Source organism: Natronogracilivirga saccharolytica (genome assembly GCF_017921895.1).
GTDB classification, from domain to species: domain Bacteria; phylum Bacteroidota; class Rhodothermia; order Balneolales; family Natronogracilivirgulaceae; genus Natronogracilivirga; species Natronogracilivirga saccharolytica.
In genome coordinates, this window is the sequence record NZ_JAFIDN010000001.1 from 145778 (window position 1) to 162305 (window position 16528).

16 protein-coding genes are annotated in these 16528 nt (G+C 46.8%); 10 read left to right on the forward strand and 6 right to left on the reverse strand.

Annotated elements, in window-relative coordinates; genetic code table 11:
• Positions 1-83: 83 nt before the first annotated feature.
• The 10 genes from NATSA_RS00590 to rodA all read left to right on the forward strand — a co-directional run bounded on the left by NATSA_RS00590 (position 84) and on the right by rodA (position 10600).
• Positions 84-758 (forward strand): regulatory protein RecX, encoded by a 675-nt coding sequence (locus NATSA_RS00590; RefSeq protein ID WP_210509384.1) that lies wholly within the window; start codon positions 84-86, stop codon positions 756-758.
• Positions 745-1812 carry an AI-2E family transporter gene (locus tag NATSA_RS00595; protein WP_210509385.1) on the forward strand — a complete coding sequence of 356 codons (1068 nt, stop codon included), beginning with the start codon at positions 745-747 and terminating at the stop codon, positions 1810-1812. The genes NATSA_RS00590 and NATSA_RS00595 overlap by 14 nt, the downstream gene beginning before the upstream one ends.
• Positions 1813-1824: 12 nt before the next feature.
• The gene (locus NATSA_RS00600) at positions 1825-2745 is read left to right on the forward strand and encodes a S66 peptidase family protein (RefSeq protein WP_210509386.1); all 921 of its coding nucleotides are present in this window, start codon (positions 1825-1827) and stop codon (positions 2743-2745) included.
• Positions 2742-3341: a phosphoribosylglycinamide formyltransferase gene (gene purN / locus NATSA_RS00605; protein WP_246481540.1), complete on the forward strand. Its 600-nt coding sequence runs from the start codon at positions 2742-2744 to the stop codon at positions 3339-3341. Before NATSA_RS00600 ends, purN begins: the two co-directional genes overlap by 4 nt.
• A gap of 47 nt (positions 3342-3388) precedes the next feature.
• Positions 3389-4999: a bifunctional phosphoribosylaminoimidazolecarboxamide formyltransferase/IMP cyclohydrolase gene (purH, locus tag NATSA_RS00610; protein ID WP_210509387.1), complete on the forward strand. Its 1611-nt coding sequence runs from the start codon at positions 3389-3391 to the stop codon at positions 4997-4999.
• A 104-nt stretch (positions 5000-5103) separates the two neighbouring features.
• Positions 5104-6171: a rod shape-determining protein gene (locus NATSA_RS00615; RefSeq protein WP_210509388.1), complete on the forward strand. Its 1068-nt coding sequence runs from the start codon at positions 5104-5106 to the stop codon at positions 6169-6171.
• Between the two features lie 15 nt (positions 6172-6186).
• Entirely contained in the window at positions 6187-7029 is an 843-nt protein-coding gene (gene mreC, locus NATSA_RS00620) for a rod shape-determining protein MreC (RefSeq protein ID WP_246481542.1), read from the forward strand.
• Positions 7026-7496: a rod shape-determining protein MreD gene (gene mreD / locus NATSA_RS00625; protein WP_210509389.1), complete on the forward strand. Its 471-nt coding sequence runs from the start codon at positions 7026-7028 to the stop codon at positions 7494-7496. Before mreC ends, mreD begins: the two co-directional genes overlap by 4 nt.
• A gap of 9 nt (positions 7497-7505) precedes the next feature.
• Positions 7506-9350, forward strand: a complete 1845-nt coding sequence (gene mrdA / locus NATSA_RS00630; protein WP_210509390.1) for a penicillin-binding protein 2 — start codon at positions 7506-7508, stop codon at positions 9348-9350.
• Positions 9350-10600, forward strand: a complete 1251-nt coding sequence (gene rodA / locus NATSA_RS00635) for a rod shape-determining protein RodA (RefSeq protein ID WP_210509391.1) — start codon at positions 9350-9352, stop codon at positions 10598-10600. The genes mrdA and rodA overlap by 1 nt, the downstream gene beginning before the upstream one ends.
• 27 nt (positions 10601-10627) lie before the next feature.
• On the opposite strand, the gene NATSA_RS00640 is transcribed toward rodA, so the two are convergent.
• The 6 genes from NATSA_RS00640 to NATSA_RS00665 all read right to left on the reverse strand — a co-directional run bounded on the left by NATSA_RS00640 (position 10628) and on the right by NATSA_RS00665 (position 16505).
• Positions 10628-11194 (reverse strand): ribonuclease HII, encoded by a 567-nt coding sequence (locus tag NATSA_RS00640; protein ID WP_210510051.1) that lies wholly within the window; start codon positions 11192-11194, stop codon positions 10628-10630.
• Between the two features lie 156 nt (positions 11195-11350).
• Positions 11351-11902: an OmpH/Skp family outer membrane protein gene (locus NATSA_RS00645; protein ID WP_210509392.1), complete on the reverse strand. Its 552-nt coding sequence runs from the start codon at positions 11900-11902 to the stop codon at positions 11351-11353.
• 23 nt (positions 11903-11925) lie between these two features.
• Positions 11926-12450, reverse strand: coding sequence for an OmpH/Skp family outer membrane protein (locus tag NATSA_RS00650; protein WP_210509393.1), 525 nt, complete (start codon positions 12448-12450; stop codon positions 11926-11928).
• A gap of 122 nt (positions 12451-12572) precedes the next feature.
• Positions 12573-13079: an OmpH/Skp family outer membrane protein gene (locus NATSA_RS00655; RefSeq protein ID WP_210509394.1), complete on the reverse strand. Its 507-nt coding sequence runs from the start codon at positions 13077-13079 to the stop codon at positions 12573-12575.
• A 44-nt stretch (positions 13080-13123) separates the two neighbouring features.
• The gene (bamA, locus tag NATSA_RS00660; protein WP_210509395.1) at positions 13124-15616 is read right to left on the reverse strand and encodes an outer membrane protein assembly factor BamA; all 2493 of its coding nucleotides are present in this window, start codon (positions 15614-15616) and stop codon (positions 13124-13126) included.
• 82 nt (positions 15617-15698) lie between these two features.
• The gene (locus tag NATSA_RS00665; protein WP_210509396.1) at positions 15699-16505 is read right to left on the reverse strand and encodes an isoprenyl transferase; all 807 of its coding nucleotides are present in this window, start codon (positions 16503-16505) and stop codon (positions 15699-15701) included.
• Positions 16506-16528 lie beyond the last annotated feature (23 nt).

A 16528-nucleotide genomic window follows, 5' to 3' on the forward strand; every position in this document is an offset into this window, starting at 1 on the left:
TTATATCAGGCTCTATGCATCTGTTACGACATCTGAGTATAAACCTCTACATCAGATTACTTTTTATTGATACCGATTGATCCATGGAAAACATACCGGATATCCTGCCGGGACGCTGTACAAACATTACGAGGCAAAAAAACAACAGTGACAGAGTCTCAGTGTTTGTAAATGGTGAATATCTGGATGGGTTTTATCAGGATGTGCTGCATGATTTCTCAATTCAGTCGGAGAGCTTGATCACCCCCGACCTGTATCTCAGGCTCCGGGAAAAAGACCGCTTCTACAAGCTCAGGCATCAAATATTCCGCTGGCTCGCTGTCAGAGACCACAGCACCGGAGAAATTCGGAATAAAAGCATGGCCAGAGGTTACACAGGTTCTGAGGCGGACGAGGCAATTTCTTATTTTGTCAGCATGTCTTATCTGGACGATTGCACATTCACAGAAAAGTTTGCAAGAGAAAAAGCAGAGTCCGGCAAGTGGGGCCCGGCAAAAATCAGGGCAGCTTTGTCCAAAAAAGGAGTAAAAAAACAGTATATTGATGCGTCGCTGCGAGGATTGTTCAGCAATGAACAATCAAGCAAAACACTTTTGAAAGCAGCATCAGGCATTCGAACGAAGTTGATGCGCACTGATGACAAACTGAAAAGAAAAAAGAAGCTGGTGGATTTTTTGATACGCAGAGGATTTCCGCCTGACATCGTATTTGAAAAATCCGATGATATTTTAAGACAGTTGGAAAATGAAGAAACTTAATGCCGAAACCTTTATTCGACTGATTATCGGCCTGGCAGCTGTTCTGCTTTTTCTGCTTATCCTCTACAGGTTTTTCACTCTTGTTCTGTATGCACTGATTGCTCTTGTTATAACCTACATTCTTGATCCTTTTGTAAACAGAATGCAGGCAGTGGGTATGAACCGGACCCTGGCCATAAGTATTGTTATTTCATCGCTGATACTTTTGCTGGTTTGGTTTTCCAGCACCATTCTGCCGGCCATCGCCAACCAGCTCATCATATTGAGCCAGCAGCTGAATATCGATGCCGTTATTGCTGTCACTGCTCAAATTGAAGAGCAGATTCTTGAACACCTGCCGTTTCTTCAGGAAGGCATATTAATTGACAATGTGCCCAATGCTGTTGATGCACTTTTCCAAACAGAAGACTTTGCTGCTACTCTCAACAACATACTTGGTATCTTCGCTGATATTTTCTGGGCCTTTCTGGTTGTTCCTTTTGCCACCTTCTTCATACTGAAAGATGGTGCGCGGCTTCGAAGAAACATTCTCCAGCTGGTGCCGAACAAATATTTTGAGACTGTACTTACCGGAATAGAGAAAATTGAAAAACGGCTGGTAACATACTTCAAAAGTGTCGGTTTGCAAAGCATCATTATTGCCACTACCGCCACAATTACGCTGAGTTTTGTTGGATTGAACAACGCTCTTTCTGTCGGAATAGCTGCCGGTGTTGCTAACATTATCCCTTACTTCGGTCCGATCATTGGTTATGTTCTTTCCATAATTGTTTCGATACTAGAGACCGGTGATTTCTCACTCGTTATTTTTGTCATAATTGCCATTGCTATCACCCAGGTCATAGATAATATTATCGTACAACCTCTTCTTTTTTCCAGGTCTGCCAATCTGCATCCTCTTGTTGTTCTTTTTGTTGTGATGACAGGTGCAGAACTGGCCGGAATATTCGGCATGCTGATAGCTGTTCCGCTCACTGCCGTAATTGTAATCACAGCTAAACAGATCAGCTGGAGTCTTGAAAATTATCACGTTTTCAGACTCACTAATAATTAACCGTATTTCTACATGACATTGCACCCACTGCCCGATAACGGTACCATCGGAGTGATGGCGCCCTCATCCCCGGTTGAAGAAGACAAGCTGGAGAATGGTATTCGCTATCTTGAAAATCTGGGCTACAAAGTACATGCAACTGATAGCTGCTATAGCCGGGACAATTACCTTGCCGGAAGTGCATCGCGACGCGCTTCCGAACTTATGGACCTGATACAGGATAAAACCGTTAATGCGATTTTCTTTGCGCGCGGAGGCTTTGGAAGTGCGGCAATGCTGCCACTGCTTGATTATGATGCTATTCGCAATGCAAGAAAACTGATGGTCGGTTACAGCGATATTACAGCCCTTCAATGGGGAATTTATGCAAAAACCGGTCTCCCCTCACTTTCCACCGGAATGCCCGCTACCGATTTTAATTCTGTTCCGGTTAATCCCGTATTTGAAGATTCATTCTGGACATTCATAAAAACCGGCAAAATTGATTACAGCCTGCAGGTGCCGTCAAACCGGAAAAATGGTACCATCTCGGGCATATCCCTTCCTGCCACATTATCCGTCGCAACAAAACTGGCAGGGTCACCCTATTTCCCGGACCTGAAGCAATCCATACCAATCCTTGAAGATGTTGGTGAGTCAAGACATAAAGTAGAAGGTTATCTCTGGCAGGCAAGACTGGCCGGCTGGTTTGACCGTGCTTCTGCCGTCATACTCGGCGATTTTGCAGAACCCGAACAGGAAACATTTCCTGACAACCCCTCACTTGACAAAGTGTTTGACCGTACTTTTGAAGGTTTGAATATCCCGGTCATACGGCATGTTCCCTACGGCCACATTGACAACAAAATTCCGTTTCCACTGGGTGTTGAATTATCGCTATCTTTTGGCTCAGATGTAAAAATATCCAGCCAAGAATCCCTGTTTGATATTTGAGTACAAAAAAAATAACTGTTTTCGCGTCCGGGTCGGGCACCAACTTCAAAAAAATACACCAGGCTGCACTGGACAACCGGATTCCTGCCTCTGTAACCTGCCTTATCTGCAACAATCCTGAAGCCGGTGCCCTTTCATACGCAAAAAAACAAGGCATACGCACCTGCCTCATATCACATACAGATTTCGATTCTGAACAGACATTTGCTGCAAGACTGAATGAGGTTCTCAGATCGGAAAAGCCCGACCTGATTGCTCTGGCCGGATATCTCAAAAAGATTCCTGATTCTGTAATCGAACAGTATCACGGTAAAATCATCAATATCCATCCTTCCCTGCTTCCGAAATATGGAGGTAAAGGCTGGTATGGCATGAAAGTGCATCAGGCAGTAATCGAAAACAACGAACCGGTTTCCGGTTGTACAGTTCATTATGTTACAACCGAATATGATGAAGGCCCAATCATTGCGCAGAAACAAATTACCGTCAGTCCTGATGATACTCCGGAGACTCTGGCGAATAAAATTCAAAAACTGGAGCATCAGCTGTATCCTGAGGTGATCAAAGATCTACTTTCCGGTAATTCATCAAAATAACCATCAATCATATTTCAGCGACAGTTTAACCTTTAAATATTTCGTTTATGGATACCTTTCTTAATCAGCTGGCCGACATCAAAGTTAAAAGGGCATTAATATCGGTTTTCGATAAGAGTGGAATTGCAGAGTTTGCCCGTACACTTCATGAGCTGGGCATTGAGATCATATCCACGGGGGGAACCGCAGAAATTTTGAGGGAGAACGGCCTGAAAATAACGGACGTATCAGAGGTTACAAATTTTCCTGAGTGTCTTGACGGCAGGGTTAAAACGCTTCATCCCCATATCCACGGAGGTCTACTGGCGCGTCCCGGAAAAAAAGATCACGCCGATACCCTGGCGGATCTAGGGATAGAGCCATTTGAGCTGGTTGTGGTAAATCTTTATCCGTTTCAGGATGCCATAACACAAAAACCCGACGATACGGGGCACGCGGTCGAAAATATTGACATCGGCGGTCCGGCCATGATCAGAGCTGCAGCAAAAAATTTCGAAAATGCATGTGTGGTCACCAACCCCCGCAATTATCCATCTGTTACAGCGGAGTTGAAATCAAAGAACGGAAGCATAGGAGCAGCGCAGCGAATCCGGCTTGCCTCAGAGGCTTTCCGGCTCACATCACACTATGATCTCCATATCACCGAGAAGCTGGCAAAAACAGCAAATGCACATTTCAGCGAACCGGGCGATGAAAAGATATCCAGGGTGCCCGGACATCTGACTATCAGCGCACCATCCCATCAAACACTTCGTTATGGGGAAAATCCGCATCAGTCTGCGGGAGTTTTCGGCAATCCCGGTGAATTCATTGAATGTTTTCATGGTAAAAAGCTGAGCTACAACAACTACCTTGATATTGACTCGGCGCTTCAGCTCGGTGCCGATTTTCATCCTGACGAGATATCCCCTGAGGAATCTTTATGTGCGATTTTCAAACATAACATACCCTGCGGCGTTGCTCTTGCCGGCAGTTCCGCGGAGGCCTGGGAGCAGGCATTCGCAACCGATACGGTATCCCCTTTCGGTGGTGTCATTCTGTTCAACAGGAAAGTTGATCCGGATACAGCCAAAGCTGTGGACCGGATATTCAGCGAAATTATTATTGCTCCCGATTTTGATGAAGACGCCCTTGAGCTGCTGACAGAAAAATCCAACCGCAGACTTGTACGGATAAAAAAATGGCCGGACGGCAGTCGTCCGCATATCCGGACCATTACAGGAGGTTACCTTTGGCAGGAAGCCGACTTCGGGTTCGGCACGGAAACCAGAGAAACTGTCACTCAGCTGGAACCTGACTCAAACCAGCAAAAATCGCTTGAATTCGCATGGAAGGTAGTCAAACACGTCAAATCCAATGCGATCGTATATGCATCCGGACAAAGAACCATCGGCATTGGGACCGGACAGCCCAACCGTATAGATGCGTCCCGGCTTGCAGTGCAGAAAGCGCGTGAATTCGGCCATTCTCTCAACAAATCCGTTCTTGCTTCTGATGCTTTTTTCCCGTTTGCTGACGGAGTTGAGGTAGCTGCAGAATCAGGATCCAGGGCAATAATACAGCCTGGCGGCAGCATACGTGATGACGAAGTCATACAGAAGGCAGATGATCTGGGCATAAGCATGATCTTTACCGGTTTGCGACACTTCAGGCACTAAAACAAAAATTTGCGAATTTGCCTAAATAGTTCGCAAAATGCCATTGATTGTCGTAAATTTGGAGATTACCGATTATCTTAACCAACCTGATAATATTATTACATATGCCGCAGTCTGAAGCAACCAGTAAACAAGCCGAAACAACCCGCAATAATTCCAAAGGCGGGCTGTTTGACTGGCTTTATACCGATATCGCCATTGACCTCGGGACAGCCAATACACTGATACACTCCAGAAACCACGGAATAGTGCTGAACGAACCTTCTATCGTTGCACTTAACACTGAGAATCAGGCGGTTGCTATCGGACATGAAGCACGTTTGATGCACGAAAAAACGCACCAGAAGATCAGAACCGTAAGACCGCTCAGAGATGGTGTTATCGCTGACTTCGAGGTTGCCGAGCACATGATTCGCGGCATGATCAAAAAGGTGAAGGTCAGATGGTACTCTTCAACCCGGAAAATGGTCGTATGTGTACCCAGCGGCATTACAGAAGTGGAAAAGCGTGCTGTTCGCGACAGTGCTGAACATGCCGGGGCAAAAGAGGTCTACCTTGTTGATGAACCCATGGCGGCAGCCATCGGCATCGGCCTTGACGTTCATGAGCCGGTCGGCAACATGATCGTGGATATCGGAGGCGGTACGACAGAAATTGCAGTAATTGCACTGTCCGGAATAGTTTATTCACAGTCGGTACGGCTTGGCGGAGATGAGCTCAACGAAGACATCATAAACTACTTCCGCAGGAACCACAATCTTCTGATAGGTGAAAGAACTGCGGAGCAGGTCAAACACATACTCGGCTCGGCAACCCCGCTTGATGAAGAGCTCGAGCTTTCTGTAAAAGGAAGGGATCTCGTAAACGGCGTACCCAGAACACGCATTGTAACTTCGAAAGACATACGTGAAGCCATATCCGAATCCGTTAATACTATTGTAGAATCTGTGACAAAATCCCTGGAGCAAACTCCGCCGGAACTGTCAGCCGATATTCTGGACCGCGGAATTTTTCTCACAGGCGGTGGAGCTTTGCTGAAAAACCTGGACAAATTGATTACGGAAACAACTGATCTGCCGGTTCATATTGCCGAAGATCCGTTAACGGCTGTTGTTCGGGGCACCGGGAAGGTTCTTGAGGACCTGGAATATTACAGAGCGATTTTAACCTGATTTATTTCCAATTGAATGCGATTTTCGCTGCGAAAGACGGAAGATGTCAAGGATCATATTATTACGCTGGTCTTTGTTCTTATCGCTTTTTTCATGATGGTTTTCCGTCATGACGGAGGACTGCAGTCTGTCCGCAAAGCCTCTGTGCTTGCCATCAGCTACCTTGAGCAGCCCCTTTCGCAGGTGCGAATATACCGCACAGCATTGCAAACAAACGAACAGCTTGGCAAGCAAAACATCATTTTACAGGATGAAATAGCCCGTCTGCGATCCGTAAAAGAGGAAAACCGTGCACTGCGCGATCTTCTTGAACTCCGTGACACCCTGCAGCATGACCTGATTCCGGCAAAAATTGTTGCCAAAAATCTTACCGGAATCAATAACTCCTTTACCATTGACAGAGGGGAACGGGACGGAGTTGAAACGGGCATGGCTCTGATCAATGCCCAGGGTCTGATCGGACAGGTCATACTTACCACCCCGGGCCACGCCCAGATCATGCCGTTTCACAATGCGATGTTTCGTGTGAGCTCACACATTCAGGGCAGCCGGGCTTACGGTATTGTATCCTGGAGTGGTGAAGGCTCCGATGAACTGGTAATGAACTACGTCCCTCAGACTATCCGGGTTTCTGAAGGTGCTGTTGTTGAAACTTCGGGTTTCAGTAATCAGTTTCCTCCGCACATTCCCATCGGCGAAGTAATCCGTACAGAGCCTGAGGAAGGCAGAGATACCCAGCAAATCTATATCAAACCCTTTGTCTCCCTGCATCAAACTGCTGAAGCTTTCGTAGTAAGATACATCCCTGAACCGGAAGTGGACGAGCTTCTGCTGCAATACGAAGGATTGTTCCAATGAAATCTAATCTGTTAAAATTCGGACTCATTGGACTTGCAGCTGTTCTGTTACAGGTTTTAATCTTCTCCCATCTAAGCTACGGTGCAGTCGAGCCCGACTTTGTTCTAATAATTCTGATTTGGGTAATAGCCACGCAGGAGCGCACTACAGCCATCCTGTTTGCTGCTTTCACAGGCTTTCTGACAGACTTTTTCCTGGATTTCTGGGGGCTTCATCTGCTCTCGAAAACACTGACCACCATGTTCGTCTACAACTTCATCCCACGGATTGAAGAGACAAAATTATTCCTTTCACAGGTATTTCTGCTCTTGCTTGTAATATCATTAGTTCATAATCTGTTATTCCTTATAGCCGCTTTCTTCACTCAGATTTACCAGGCAGAAGCGGTTTTTTTCGAGGTTTTATTCGGAAGCAGTCTGCTGACGGCCGTAATTGGTACTATTATCCATCTCTTGCGTGATAACTGAATAATCATCATGCTTCTTAACAAGAAACAGTCACACACAGCCGTATCCATACGGGTATTGCAGGTGACTATCATAACCATACTTCTCATTTTTGCGGGAAGATTGTTCCAGCTGCAAATCATCGAGCATGACAAATATGGACCTCTGAGTCTGGCGAACAGTCTGCGTCAGGAAGCTGTAAGCCCTGCCAGAGGACTTGTTTACGACAGAACCGGACGTTTGTTGATTGACAATCAGCCCATATATACCATCACGGTTACACCTGCCAATTTTGACAGAGATGCCATTCCCTTGCTGGCTGAATATCTTGAGGTGCCTCCTGCAGTGGTTGAAGACAGAATCAATACTGCCAGAAGTTACTCATGGCATCGCCCGTCAAGGATATTTACCGATGTCAGTTTCCACTCCTTTACACAAATACAGGAGAACTTGTGGAAGCTGCCCGGAATCGGCCACCACGTTGAATCCAAGCGTCACTATCCTACCGATGTTAAAGCTTCTCATATCTTTGGCTATCTTAGTGAAGTGACACAGCAGGAGTACCGGAGCTCAAACCGGTATCATCTTGGTGATAAAGCCGGAAGGAGCGGACTTGAATTTGTCTACGAACATGAGCTGCGCGGAAATCTGGGTACAAGATATATCCAGGTAAATGCACTTGGACAGGCCCTTGGTCCCTATGAAGAAGAAACCATGAGTCAGAGCCCCATCAAAGGAGCCGATATTTTCACCCATATCGATTCCGAACTGCAACTGCTTGCTGAAGATCTGATGGAGGGCAAAATCGGCGGACTGGTTGTCATGGATCCAAACAGCGGAGCCATACATGCACTTGCAAGTTCACCATCTTTTGATGTTGAGCGTCTTTCCGGAAGAATTGATATGGATTACTGGATCTCACTTCAGTCCGACACCACGCGTCCGCTCTTCAACAGAGCCATTTCCACGATGCAACCACCAGGATCCACCGTGAAACCTCTCATGGGACTGATAGGCCTGGATTTTGGTGTAGTTGACAAGGATACAGAGATTAACTGCCGGGGAGGATACACTCATGGCAGGCACTACAAGTGCCTCAAAGAGCACGGAAGACAGAATCTTGTACAGGCTATCCAGAATTCATGCAACACCTATTTCTTTTCTCTGATGCACCAGACCATGCGTGAGAAGGGCCTGAATGAATGGCACAATCATACCAGATCTTTCGGCTTAGGTGATGTCACACATATTGACCTGCCAAACGAACGCCGTGGAATTCTGCCTGACAGCGCCTATTATAACACCTATTTCGGCGGGCCCAGAGAATGGGGAATCGGGGATCTTCTGAGTGTGGGTGTGGGACAGGGTACCTTTTCAAGTTCTCCGCTGCAAATGGCTCTGATGACCTCTCGAATTGCCAATGGCGGTTACAGTGTCCGGCCTCATATTGTTGATCGTATTTCCTATCCGGACGGGTCGGCATCTGTAGTTGAGCCGGATAATGAAAAAATTGACTGGGTAAAGGATGAGGACCTCCAGGTTGTTCAGGAAGGAATGCGCCTTGCCGTAAAAAACGGCTCAGGACGATTTTATGCTGATATTGCCGATGTGGAAGTTGCCGGAAAAACGGGAACTGCTCAAAACCCGCACGGAAAAAATCATGGCTGGTTTGTTGCCTATGCTCCTTATGACAACCCTGAAATTGCCATTGCCGTGCTGGTCGAAAATGCCGGATTCGGCTCCATTTCAGCGGCACCTATTGCCGGCCTGCTCATGGAAAAGTATTTTCACGGACAGATCAGACGCCCGTGGGTTTATGACTATGTGAAAACATTCACCCCGCGTAAAGCTGAAGAGCAAGAGGACGTACTGTAATGGCCTGGTACAAAGAATTTGACTGGTTGCTTGTCTTTTGCTGGATATTTCTTTTCACAGCCGGGCTTATTGCTATTTACAGTGCCACACTGGGTCCTGTGTCGCAATTCCTCCCTGATTATATACAGAACAATTTTCTCAACCAGATTATCTGGATAGGTGTATCCATTTTGATTCTGGTTATGATTCAGTTTGCTGACCCGCGGACGTTCCAGCAGATATCCTATATTCTTTATATAGTATGTATTCTGCTGGCTATTGCGACGGTCATATGGGGTACGGAAGCCGGCGGCGCCCGCCGGTGGCTGGTTATCGGCAGCATGCGTTTTCAGATAAGTGAGATGCTGAAGCTTGCAACCATACTGGCGGTATCGAACTATCTCACCAGCAGACGTGATATTTCAGCCGAGCATATTGGATCTGCCTTTGTCGCTGTCGTGATGATGCTTATTCCCAGTGTCATTATCATATTTCAGAATGACACCGGAACTGCGCTCGTTTTACTTGCAATTATACCGGTAATGCTCTTCTGGTCCGGTCTGCCTCACGGTATTTCTCTTTTCCTGATATCACCGGCTATCATTGCCTACTTCTCTGTAATTAACTGGATGCTTGGTGTTGTCGCCACACTGATTCTTTCCACAGCCATATTCTTTATACAAAAACGCTTGTGGCTTACCACCTCAGCTATTGTTACGGGTTCGCTTGTCGTAGCAGGTGTTCAGGTTGCGCTGTATCAAATCCTCAGACCTCATCAACAGGCTCGTATTGAAGCCTTTATCAATCCTGCCCTGGATCCGCAGGGAGCCGGATGGAATGTAATGCAGGCCAAAACCGCTATCGGTTCCGGCGGGCTCTGGGGAAAAGGCTTTCTTGAGGGGACACAGACCCAATTACGCTTTCTGCCGGAACAGTGGACGGATTTCATTTTCCCCGTTATTGCCGAGGAGTTCGGATTTGTCGGGGCCGGACTTGTCTTGCTGATATTTTCAGTACTTTTGCTGCGGCTGCTGAATATTGCGGGTGAGCACAAGCACCCGTTTGCTCAGCTTGTAGTGGTCGGAATTACAGCAACATTTTTTGTTCATCTGGTAATCAACCTGGGGAGTGCAATGGGATTATTCCCTGTCATTGGACTCCCCCTGCCGTTCATCAGTTACGGAGGCTCTGCATTTCTGTCATATTCTGTAATGCTGGCTATCTCTCTCAATTTTTACATGAACCGAAGACAATTCAGTATTCTTTCGTAGGAAATTGTTCAGCCATTCCCGCATTCATCACGGTCTTTTGGTGTAAGCCTTATCTGTTTTCAGACGAAACGATCTTCTGTGATACGGCGTATAGCCAAATTTTCCAAGGGCATCGTAATGAACTGCGGTTGGATATCCGACGTTCTTGTCCCACCCAAATTCCGGATATTCCCGGTGATATGTTTTCATGATGTTGTCCCGATAAACTTTGGCCAGTATGGAAGCAGCTGCAATGCTGGCACTCAGCCGGTCTCCGGAAACCAGTGTCATGGAGGGTATCATCAGTGTCTCAAGTCCTTTATTTCCATCCACCAGAAGATAGTCAGGCACGGGGTTGGTTTTCTCAACACATCTTACCATTGCCTGCAGCGATGCTTTGAGAATGTTCAGCTTATCGATTTCAGTGTTTTCGCACCAGGCAATAGTCCAGCACAGGGCTTTCTTTTTAATTGTGCCGGCCAGCTTCTCCCTGCTTGATGATTTTAACAGTTTGCTGTCAGTGACACCTTCTACCGGTTTTTCAGGATCAAGGATTACACCGGATGCCACCACTGGTCCTGCCAGGCATCCTCTTCCAACTTCATCCAGTCCCATGATTCTTGAGAACCCCTCTTCGGAAAGCTGTTTTTCGAAGATCAGATTATCAGATTCAGAAATCTGATGGGATGCCGTCACCTTTTCCTGATTTATTTAGTGCATGCAGGGCAAGGCACCGGTCATCGGGGCCCTGCTCTGTCGGTATTTCCGGGATTACATCAAATCGAGGCGCTGCATAACCTCGTCAGTGATATCATAATCTCTTTGTGCTTCATCTGATGCATAGAGAATGATAAAGTCACCGTTGTTGGTCATAGTATTCAGCACAAAGGTAAATCCTCGCTCATCAGCCACTGATTCGATGGCGTCCTGAATTTTGTCGAGCAACGGTTCAAGCAGTTCAAACTGACGCTCCTGTACTTCCTGCTGGAAGTTTTGCTGAAACTCCTGAAGTTCGAGATTGAGTTCCGCGAGTCGCTCTTCCTCCTGACGCTTGGCTTCGTCGGAAATAACTGCCATTTTTTGCTGATACTCTTCCACTTCCTGCCGGAAAGTAGCTTCTTTCTCTGCAAATTCCTGTCGCTTTCTTTCGACAAAATTCTGGAGTCGCCGCTCAATTGCTGCCATTTCAGGCATGCTTCTCATGATATGCTGCGGATCAACATAACCGATACGCAATTCATTTTGCTGTGCGTGGGCTTTTTCCATTGGGGAAAGAAGACCCGCAATAAAGATAAATCCGAATATAATCCAAGCTTTTTTCATTGTCTGAGATTCCTGCATTGTGGTTAATTTGTCATACGTGATAATACCTTATCTGTCAGATCAAGGTCTTCTTTTCCGTCTTCCGAGATATAGAGCAAGAGCATTTCACCCTGACCTGTTTCCTGATTGAGTACATAGTCAAGATTCATGTCTTGTGCTATGGATTCAATAATGTTGTTCATTTCCCGCAAAACCGGGCCAAGAAGCTCATCCTGACGTTGTTCCAGCTCTTGCTGAACTCTCATCTGAAACTGCTCCAGTTCCTGATCCTGCTGCTGAAGTTCCTGCTGTCGCTGCTCAGTCTCTTCTTCAGACAACTCCGGAGCTTCCTGCTGAAAACGGGCGAGATTGTTTTGAAATTCGATGGACTTTTCTTCAAATTCTGCTTCCCTGCTGTCCAGAAAACGATTCAGTTGCCGCTCAATCGCCTCCTTTTCGGGGAGATTGTCCAATACTGCCTGGGGGTTCATATATCCTACCCTCGGCTGGGCAATTGCAGATACTGACAGAGCCAGAATAAGTATTGTTATTGATGCCAGTTGCCTCATGATATTATGTTAGTTACGAAGTAGTTAAAAGTTTGGTAAGATAATACTTTTGCCGGTGCTATACCAAAACATCATTATCTAATACGGATAACGTCAACCGATAATTGTGCAGTTATACATTTTTAAAGAGAATCTTCATCATCAACGAATATACCCATCTCTTCGAGCACATCCCTGCTGATATCCCACCGGTCTCTTGAAAATAAAAACAGATAGTCACCAGCTCTGTCAAATACATGATCATACCCATCCCGCTCGGCAACTTTTACGACAGCTTCAAGAATCCGTTGCTGCAAAGGTTCGAGCAACTCTTCCTGCTGCCTGAAATAATCTCCTTCCGGACCAAAACGACGTTCAATGTACTGTTCCCTGTCCCTTACTTTATTGTCGATCTCCTGCTGCCGCTGCCGCCTGACGTCGGGAGTAAAAAGAATTTCACGCGCTTCAAACTCCTGTCTGAGCCGCTCAATTTCAACCTGCATCTCATCAATTTCTTCTTTCCAGTTTTCGGCGATGGTCTCCAGGCGTTGTTTTATACCTTCATATTCCGGTATCTCTTCCATTACGAAATCGGAGTCAATGTAGGCGATCTTCTGCTGGGCGTGGGAAGGAACAGCTGTAATAAACATCAGCCCTGCTGTCAGTAAAACGGAAGTTAAGATCAGTCTCATCATCAGAATGGTGCGCCAATGTTGAAAAGAAACTGCCATTCGCCGGCATCGACACCAGGTGCTTCCAGTCCGTCAAAACGGTAACCGTAACTCAGGTCAATAAGTCCGAGAATCGGCATAAATATGCGGGCACCAAAGCCGGCCGCCCGTTTCACGTCAAACGGATCAAATTGCTTGTATCCAAGATAGGCGTTACCAGCTTCGGCAAATAAATAGGGAATCAACTGCACCTGCTCGCTGCTTATCAACGGATACCGAAGTTCTGTAAAGTACTTACCGTAAACGGTACCACCTACCTCTTCACCATCCTGGTAGGGTGAAATAGATCCGTCAAATCCCCCGGGATATCCTCTCATATCAATGTTATCCCGCGTGAATACCTGCTGTTGCTGCAACTCGGTACCACCCAGATAGTAACGCTGGAACTGACTCCGGTTTGACGAACTGAACCAGCTCATGTAACCGTATTCTGCACCGAAAGAAGACACCAGATTTCCTACAATCGGGATGTGATACTGGTAATCAAGCTCGGTCTTGAAATACTGGGAAAATCCGGGGATGGGTGGTGCTACTTCAGCACGAATGGAAAACTTCGACCCTGAATTCGGAGAAATCGGGTTGTCCAGTGAGTTTCTCTGGAGTTCCTGTTCGACCGAAATGATACTGGCCTGTCCGCCAAGCAAACTCTGATAGCCTTCAACATCGAAATACTGGTATCTCAACCGGGTGATATGTCTGAAATAATCATCCGGGAAGGTCAGTCTTCTTCCATAAGAAATCGATCCGGAGAACATTTCCTGGCGGGTACTTCCGGTCCTGAAAAAACCGCCGCCTGATCCGGAGAACAGACTATAGGACATGTTGACGCCAAATGAGTTGGGTCGCCCAAGGAACCAGGGTTCCTGAAAGGCAAAGCTGAAATTCTGATAACCCTGACCGGTCACCTGTACACCCAGGGACAATCGCTGACCGTCTCCGCTTGGCAACGGACGCCATGCTTCGGAATTAAACAGATTCTGAGCGGAAAAGTTGTTGAAATTGACTTTTGCTGCAAGGATCAGGCCGAACTGCCGTCCGCCATAACCGCCTGAAAACTCAAAATTATCGGTACTTTGCGATTCATCGAGCATGTAGGTGATATCGACTTTCTTCTCCTCATAATCTACATCGAGATCGGGCTGAATGGCTTCGGGATTGAAGTATCCAAGCTGGGCAAGCTCCCTGATGGAGCGCATGATAGCAGATCTGCTGTAACGCGAACCCGGCATGTTGCGCAATGTCCGGCGAACGACGTCGTCATGTGTTTTGGTGTTACCGGAAAACTCTACCATTCGCACCGTTGCGATGTCATCCTCGACGATAAACATTCTGGCATCGATGGAATCTCCCTCAACCCGTTCAAGATCGGGCTGAACCTGAAAGAACAGATAACCGATGTTGTTGTACATACTGGTAACATCGGTTTCGTGGCGATTCATTGTCAGGTTTTCCTGAAACTTCTTTTCATTGAATACATCACCGGTCTGCATGTCCAGAGCCTCGGTAAGGGCTTCATCTTCATACACGGTATTTCCTTCCCACTCAATATTTCTGAGATGGTATTGCGGGCCTTCTTCAATATTCAGGTAAACACCTATGGCCTCCCGGCCGCGGCTGCGTTCAAATACATAGACCGAATCCTCTCGTACACGTGCATCAAGAAATCCGTTTTCGCGGTAAAAACCGAGAAGCTCTTCCTGACCTTCTTCAAACTCCTGTTCGCTGAATGTCTGGCGTGTAAAAATTCGCCACCACCTGTCTCGTTTGACATCTCCGAGGTTTCTGCGCAGCCGCCGATCAGAAAACGATTCATTACCATCAAACTTGATCTCACGGATCTGTATTCTGTCACCGCGATCCACATCAAACTCCAGGGAAACCCGGTTCCGTACGGTATCTACCTCAGACACATGAATATCAACTTTGGTGTTTCTGTAACCGCGCTCGTTGTAGTAACGGTGTATGGTGTTTTTGGCCTGGGATTTTCTTGACTCGGTAACGGCAAAACCGGTGGCAAGATTGATTTTATCCTGCAAGTCGCGCCTGTGGGAACGCCGTACACCTTCGATGGTATAACTTTCCAGCCTGGGTTGTTCCGTCACCTCAATTTCAAGCACTATACCCTCACGTTCCACCTCTTCTTTGTAGATTTTAACATCAGAGAAGAGTCCTGTATTATGAAGGCGTTTTATGGCCTCCGGGATCTCTTCGCCGGGGATACGGATATTTGTACCAACATTCAGGTTTGATGTGGAAATAATAAAGGCTTCGCTGTAAAACCTGCTGCCTGAAGCATTAATTTCCAGTATTTCATACATTCGGGGTTGGTCTTCAAGCGGATTGACAGGCCGAAAGCCTGATTCTTCAGCATCAGGGGACTGAGCATTGAGCTGTGTGGCCGTCAGAAAAGCCAATCCCAGAAGGGCCGGAATTGCGACAGATAATATGTTTCTCAAAATTTTAAACACGATTTTAAAACGGGGGTAATTCAAATTTTATTTCCGGGTTTATTCCGGTTTATACTAAAAAGTTTAAAGGTCAGATCGTCGACTCTTCGAGTTCGGGCGTTACCGGAATTTTCCCGAATCTCCGTTCCCGTTGCTGGAATGAATCAATGGCTTTGTACAGTTCATCCCTGCGGAAGTCAGGCCAGAAGGTATCGGTAACATACAGTTCGGAGTAGGCCGCCTGCCAAAGCAGAAAATTACTCAGACGCAATTCACCGCTTGTTCTCACAATAAGATCGGGGTCTGGCATGCGGGATGTTGCCAGATGCCGTGAGATGGCATCCTGGGTAATATCTTCCGGTCCCAAATCTCCGTTTTTGACTTTTTGCGCGATGCTGTTCATTGCCTGATTCAGATCCCACCGCCCGGAGTAGCTCAAGGCAAGGCAAAGTTCCATTCTCTGGTTGCCGGATGTAAGCTCCTTTGCGTATTCGAGCTCCTGCCTGCAGGTTGGAGGCAGGCGGTCAAGTTCCCCGATAGTGGAAAGCCGGATATCGTTTTCATCCAGTTTACGGGTTTCACTTCTGAGGGACTGGACGAGCAGTTTCATCAGGGCACTGATTTCACCTTTCGGGCGTCCCCAGTTTTCGGTGGAAAAGGCATACAGGGTCAGATGCTTGACCCCGATTTCTGCACATGCCTCTGTTATATCGCGCACGGAATCCACTCCGGCTTTGTGGCCCATTATCCTAACACTTCCCCGGTTCCTTGCCCATCTGCCGTTTCCGTCCATGATAACGGCAATATGCCGGGGAATTTTCCCGCTTTTCTGAAGCTGCAGCTGTTTCTGCTGGTCTTCGGTTCGGGAGTTATCGGTTGAAATACCTTCTTCTTTCAAAAATGTATTCAGTTAAGTTTACC

What these genes read in the sequence shown, in the direction of transcription:
- NATSA_RS00655 (WP_210509394.1), bottom strand. Translation starts at nt 13,079, where the DNA reads ATGTTTATTACAGCTGTTCCTTCCCACGCCCAGCAGAAGATCGCCTAC.
- NATSA_RS00615 (WP_210509388.1), top strand. Translation starts at nt 5,104, where the DNA reads ATGCCGCAGTCTGAAGCAACCAGTAAACAAGCCGAAACAACCCGCAAT.
- NATSA_RS00645 (WP_210509392.1), bottom strand. Translation starts at nt 11,902, where the DNA reads ATGAAAAAAGCTTGGATTATATTCGGATTTATCTTTATTGCGGGTCTT.
- mreC (WP_246481542.1), top strand. Translation starts at nt 6,187, where the DNA reads ATGCGATTTTCGCTGCGAAAGACGGAAGATGTCAAGGATCATATTATT.
- purH (WP_210509387.1), top strand. Translation starts at nt 3,389, where the DNA reads ATGGATACCTTTCTTAATCAGCTGGCCGACATCAAAGTTAAAAGGGCA.
- mrdA (WP_210509390.1), top strand. Translation starts at nt 7,506, where the DNA reads ATGCTTCTTAACAAGAAACAGTCACACACAGCCGTATCCATACGGGTA.
- NATSA_RS00640 (WP_210510051.1), bottom strand. Translation starts at nt 11,194, where the DNA reads ATGGGACTGGATGAAGTTGGAAGAGGATGCCTGGCAGGACCAGTGGTG.
- mreD (WP_210509389.1), top strand. Translation starts at nt 7,026, where the DNA reads ATGAAATCTAATCTGTTAAAATTCGGACTCATTGGACTTGCAGCTGTT.
- NATSA_RS00595 (WP_210509385.1), top strand. Translation starts at nt 745, where the DNA reads ATGAAGAAACTTAATGCCGAAACCTTTATTCGACTGATTATCGGCCTG.
- rodA (WP_210509391.1), top strand. Translation starts at nt 9,350, where the DNA reads ATGGCCTGGTACAAAGAATTTGACTGGTTGCTTGTCTTTTGCTGGATA.
- NATSA_RS00650 (WP_210509393.1), bottom strand. Translation starts at nt 12,450, where the DNA reads ATGAGGCAACTGGCATCAATAACAATACTTATTCTGGCTCTGTCAGTA.
- NATSA_RS00600 (WP_210509386.1), top strand. Translation starts at nt 1,825, where the DNA reads ATGACATTGCACCCACTGCCCGATAACGGTACCATCGGAGTGATGGCG.
- NATSA_RS00590 (WP_210509384.1), top strand. Translation starts at nt 84, where the DNA reads ATGGAAAACATACCGGATATCCTGCCGGGACGCTGTACAAACATTACG.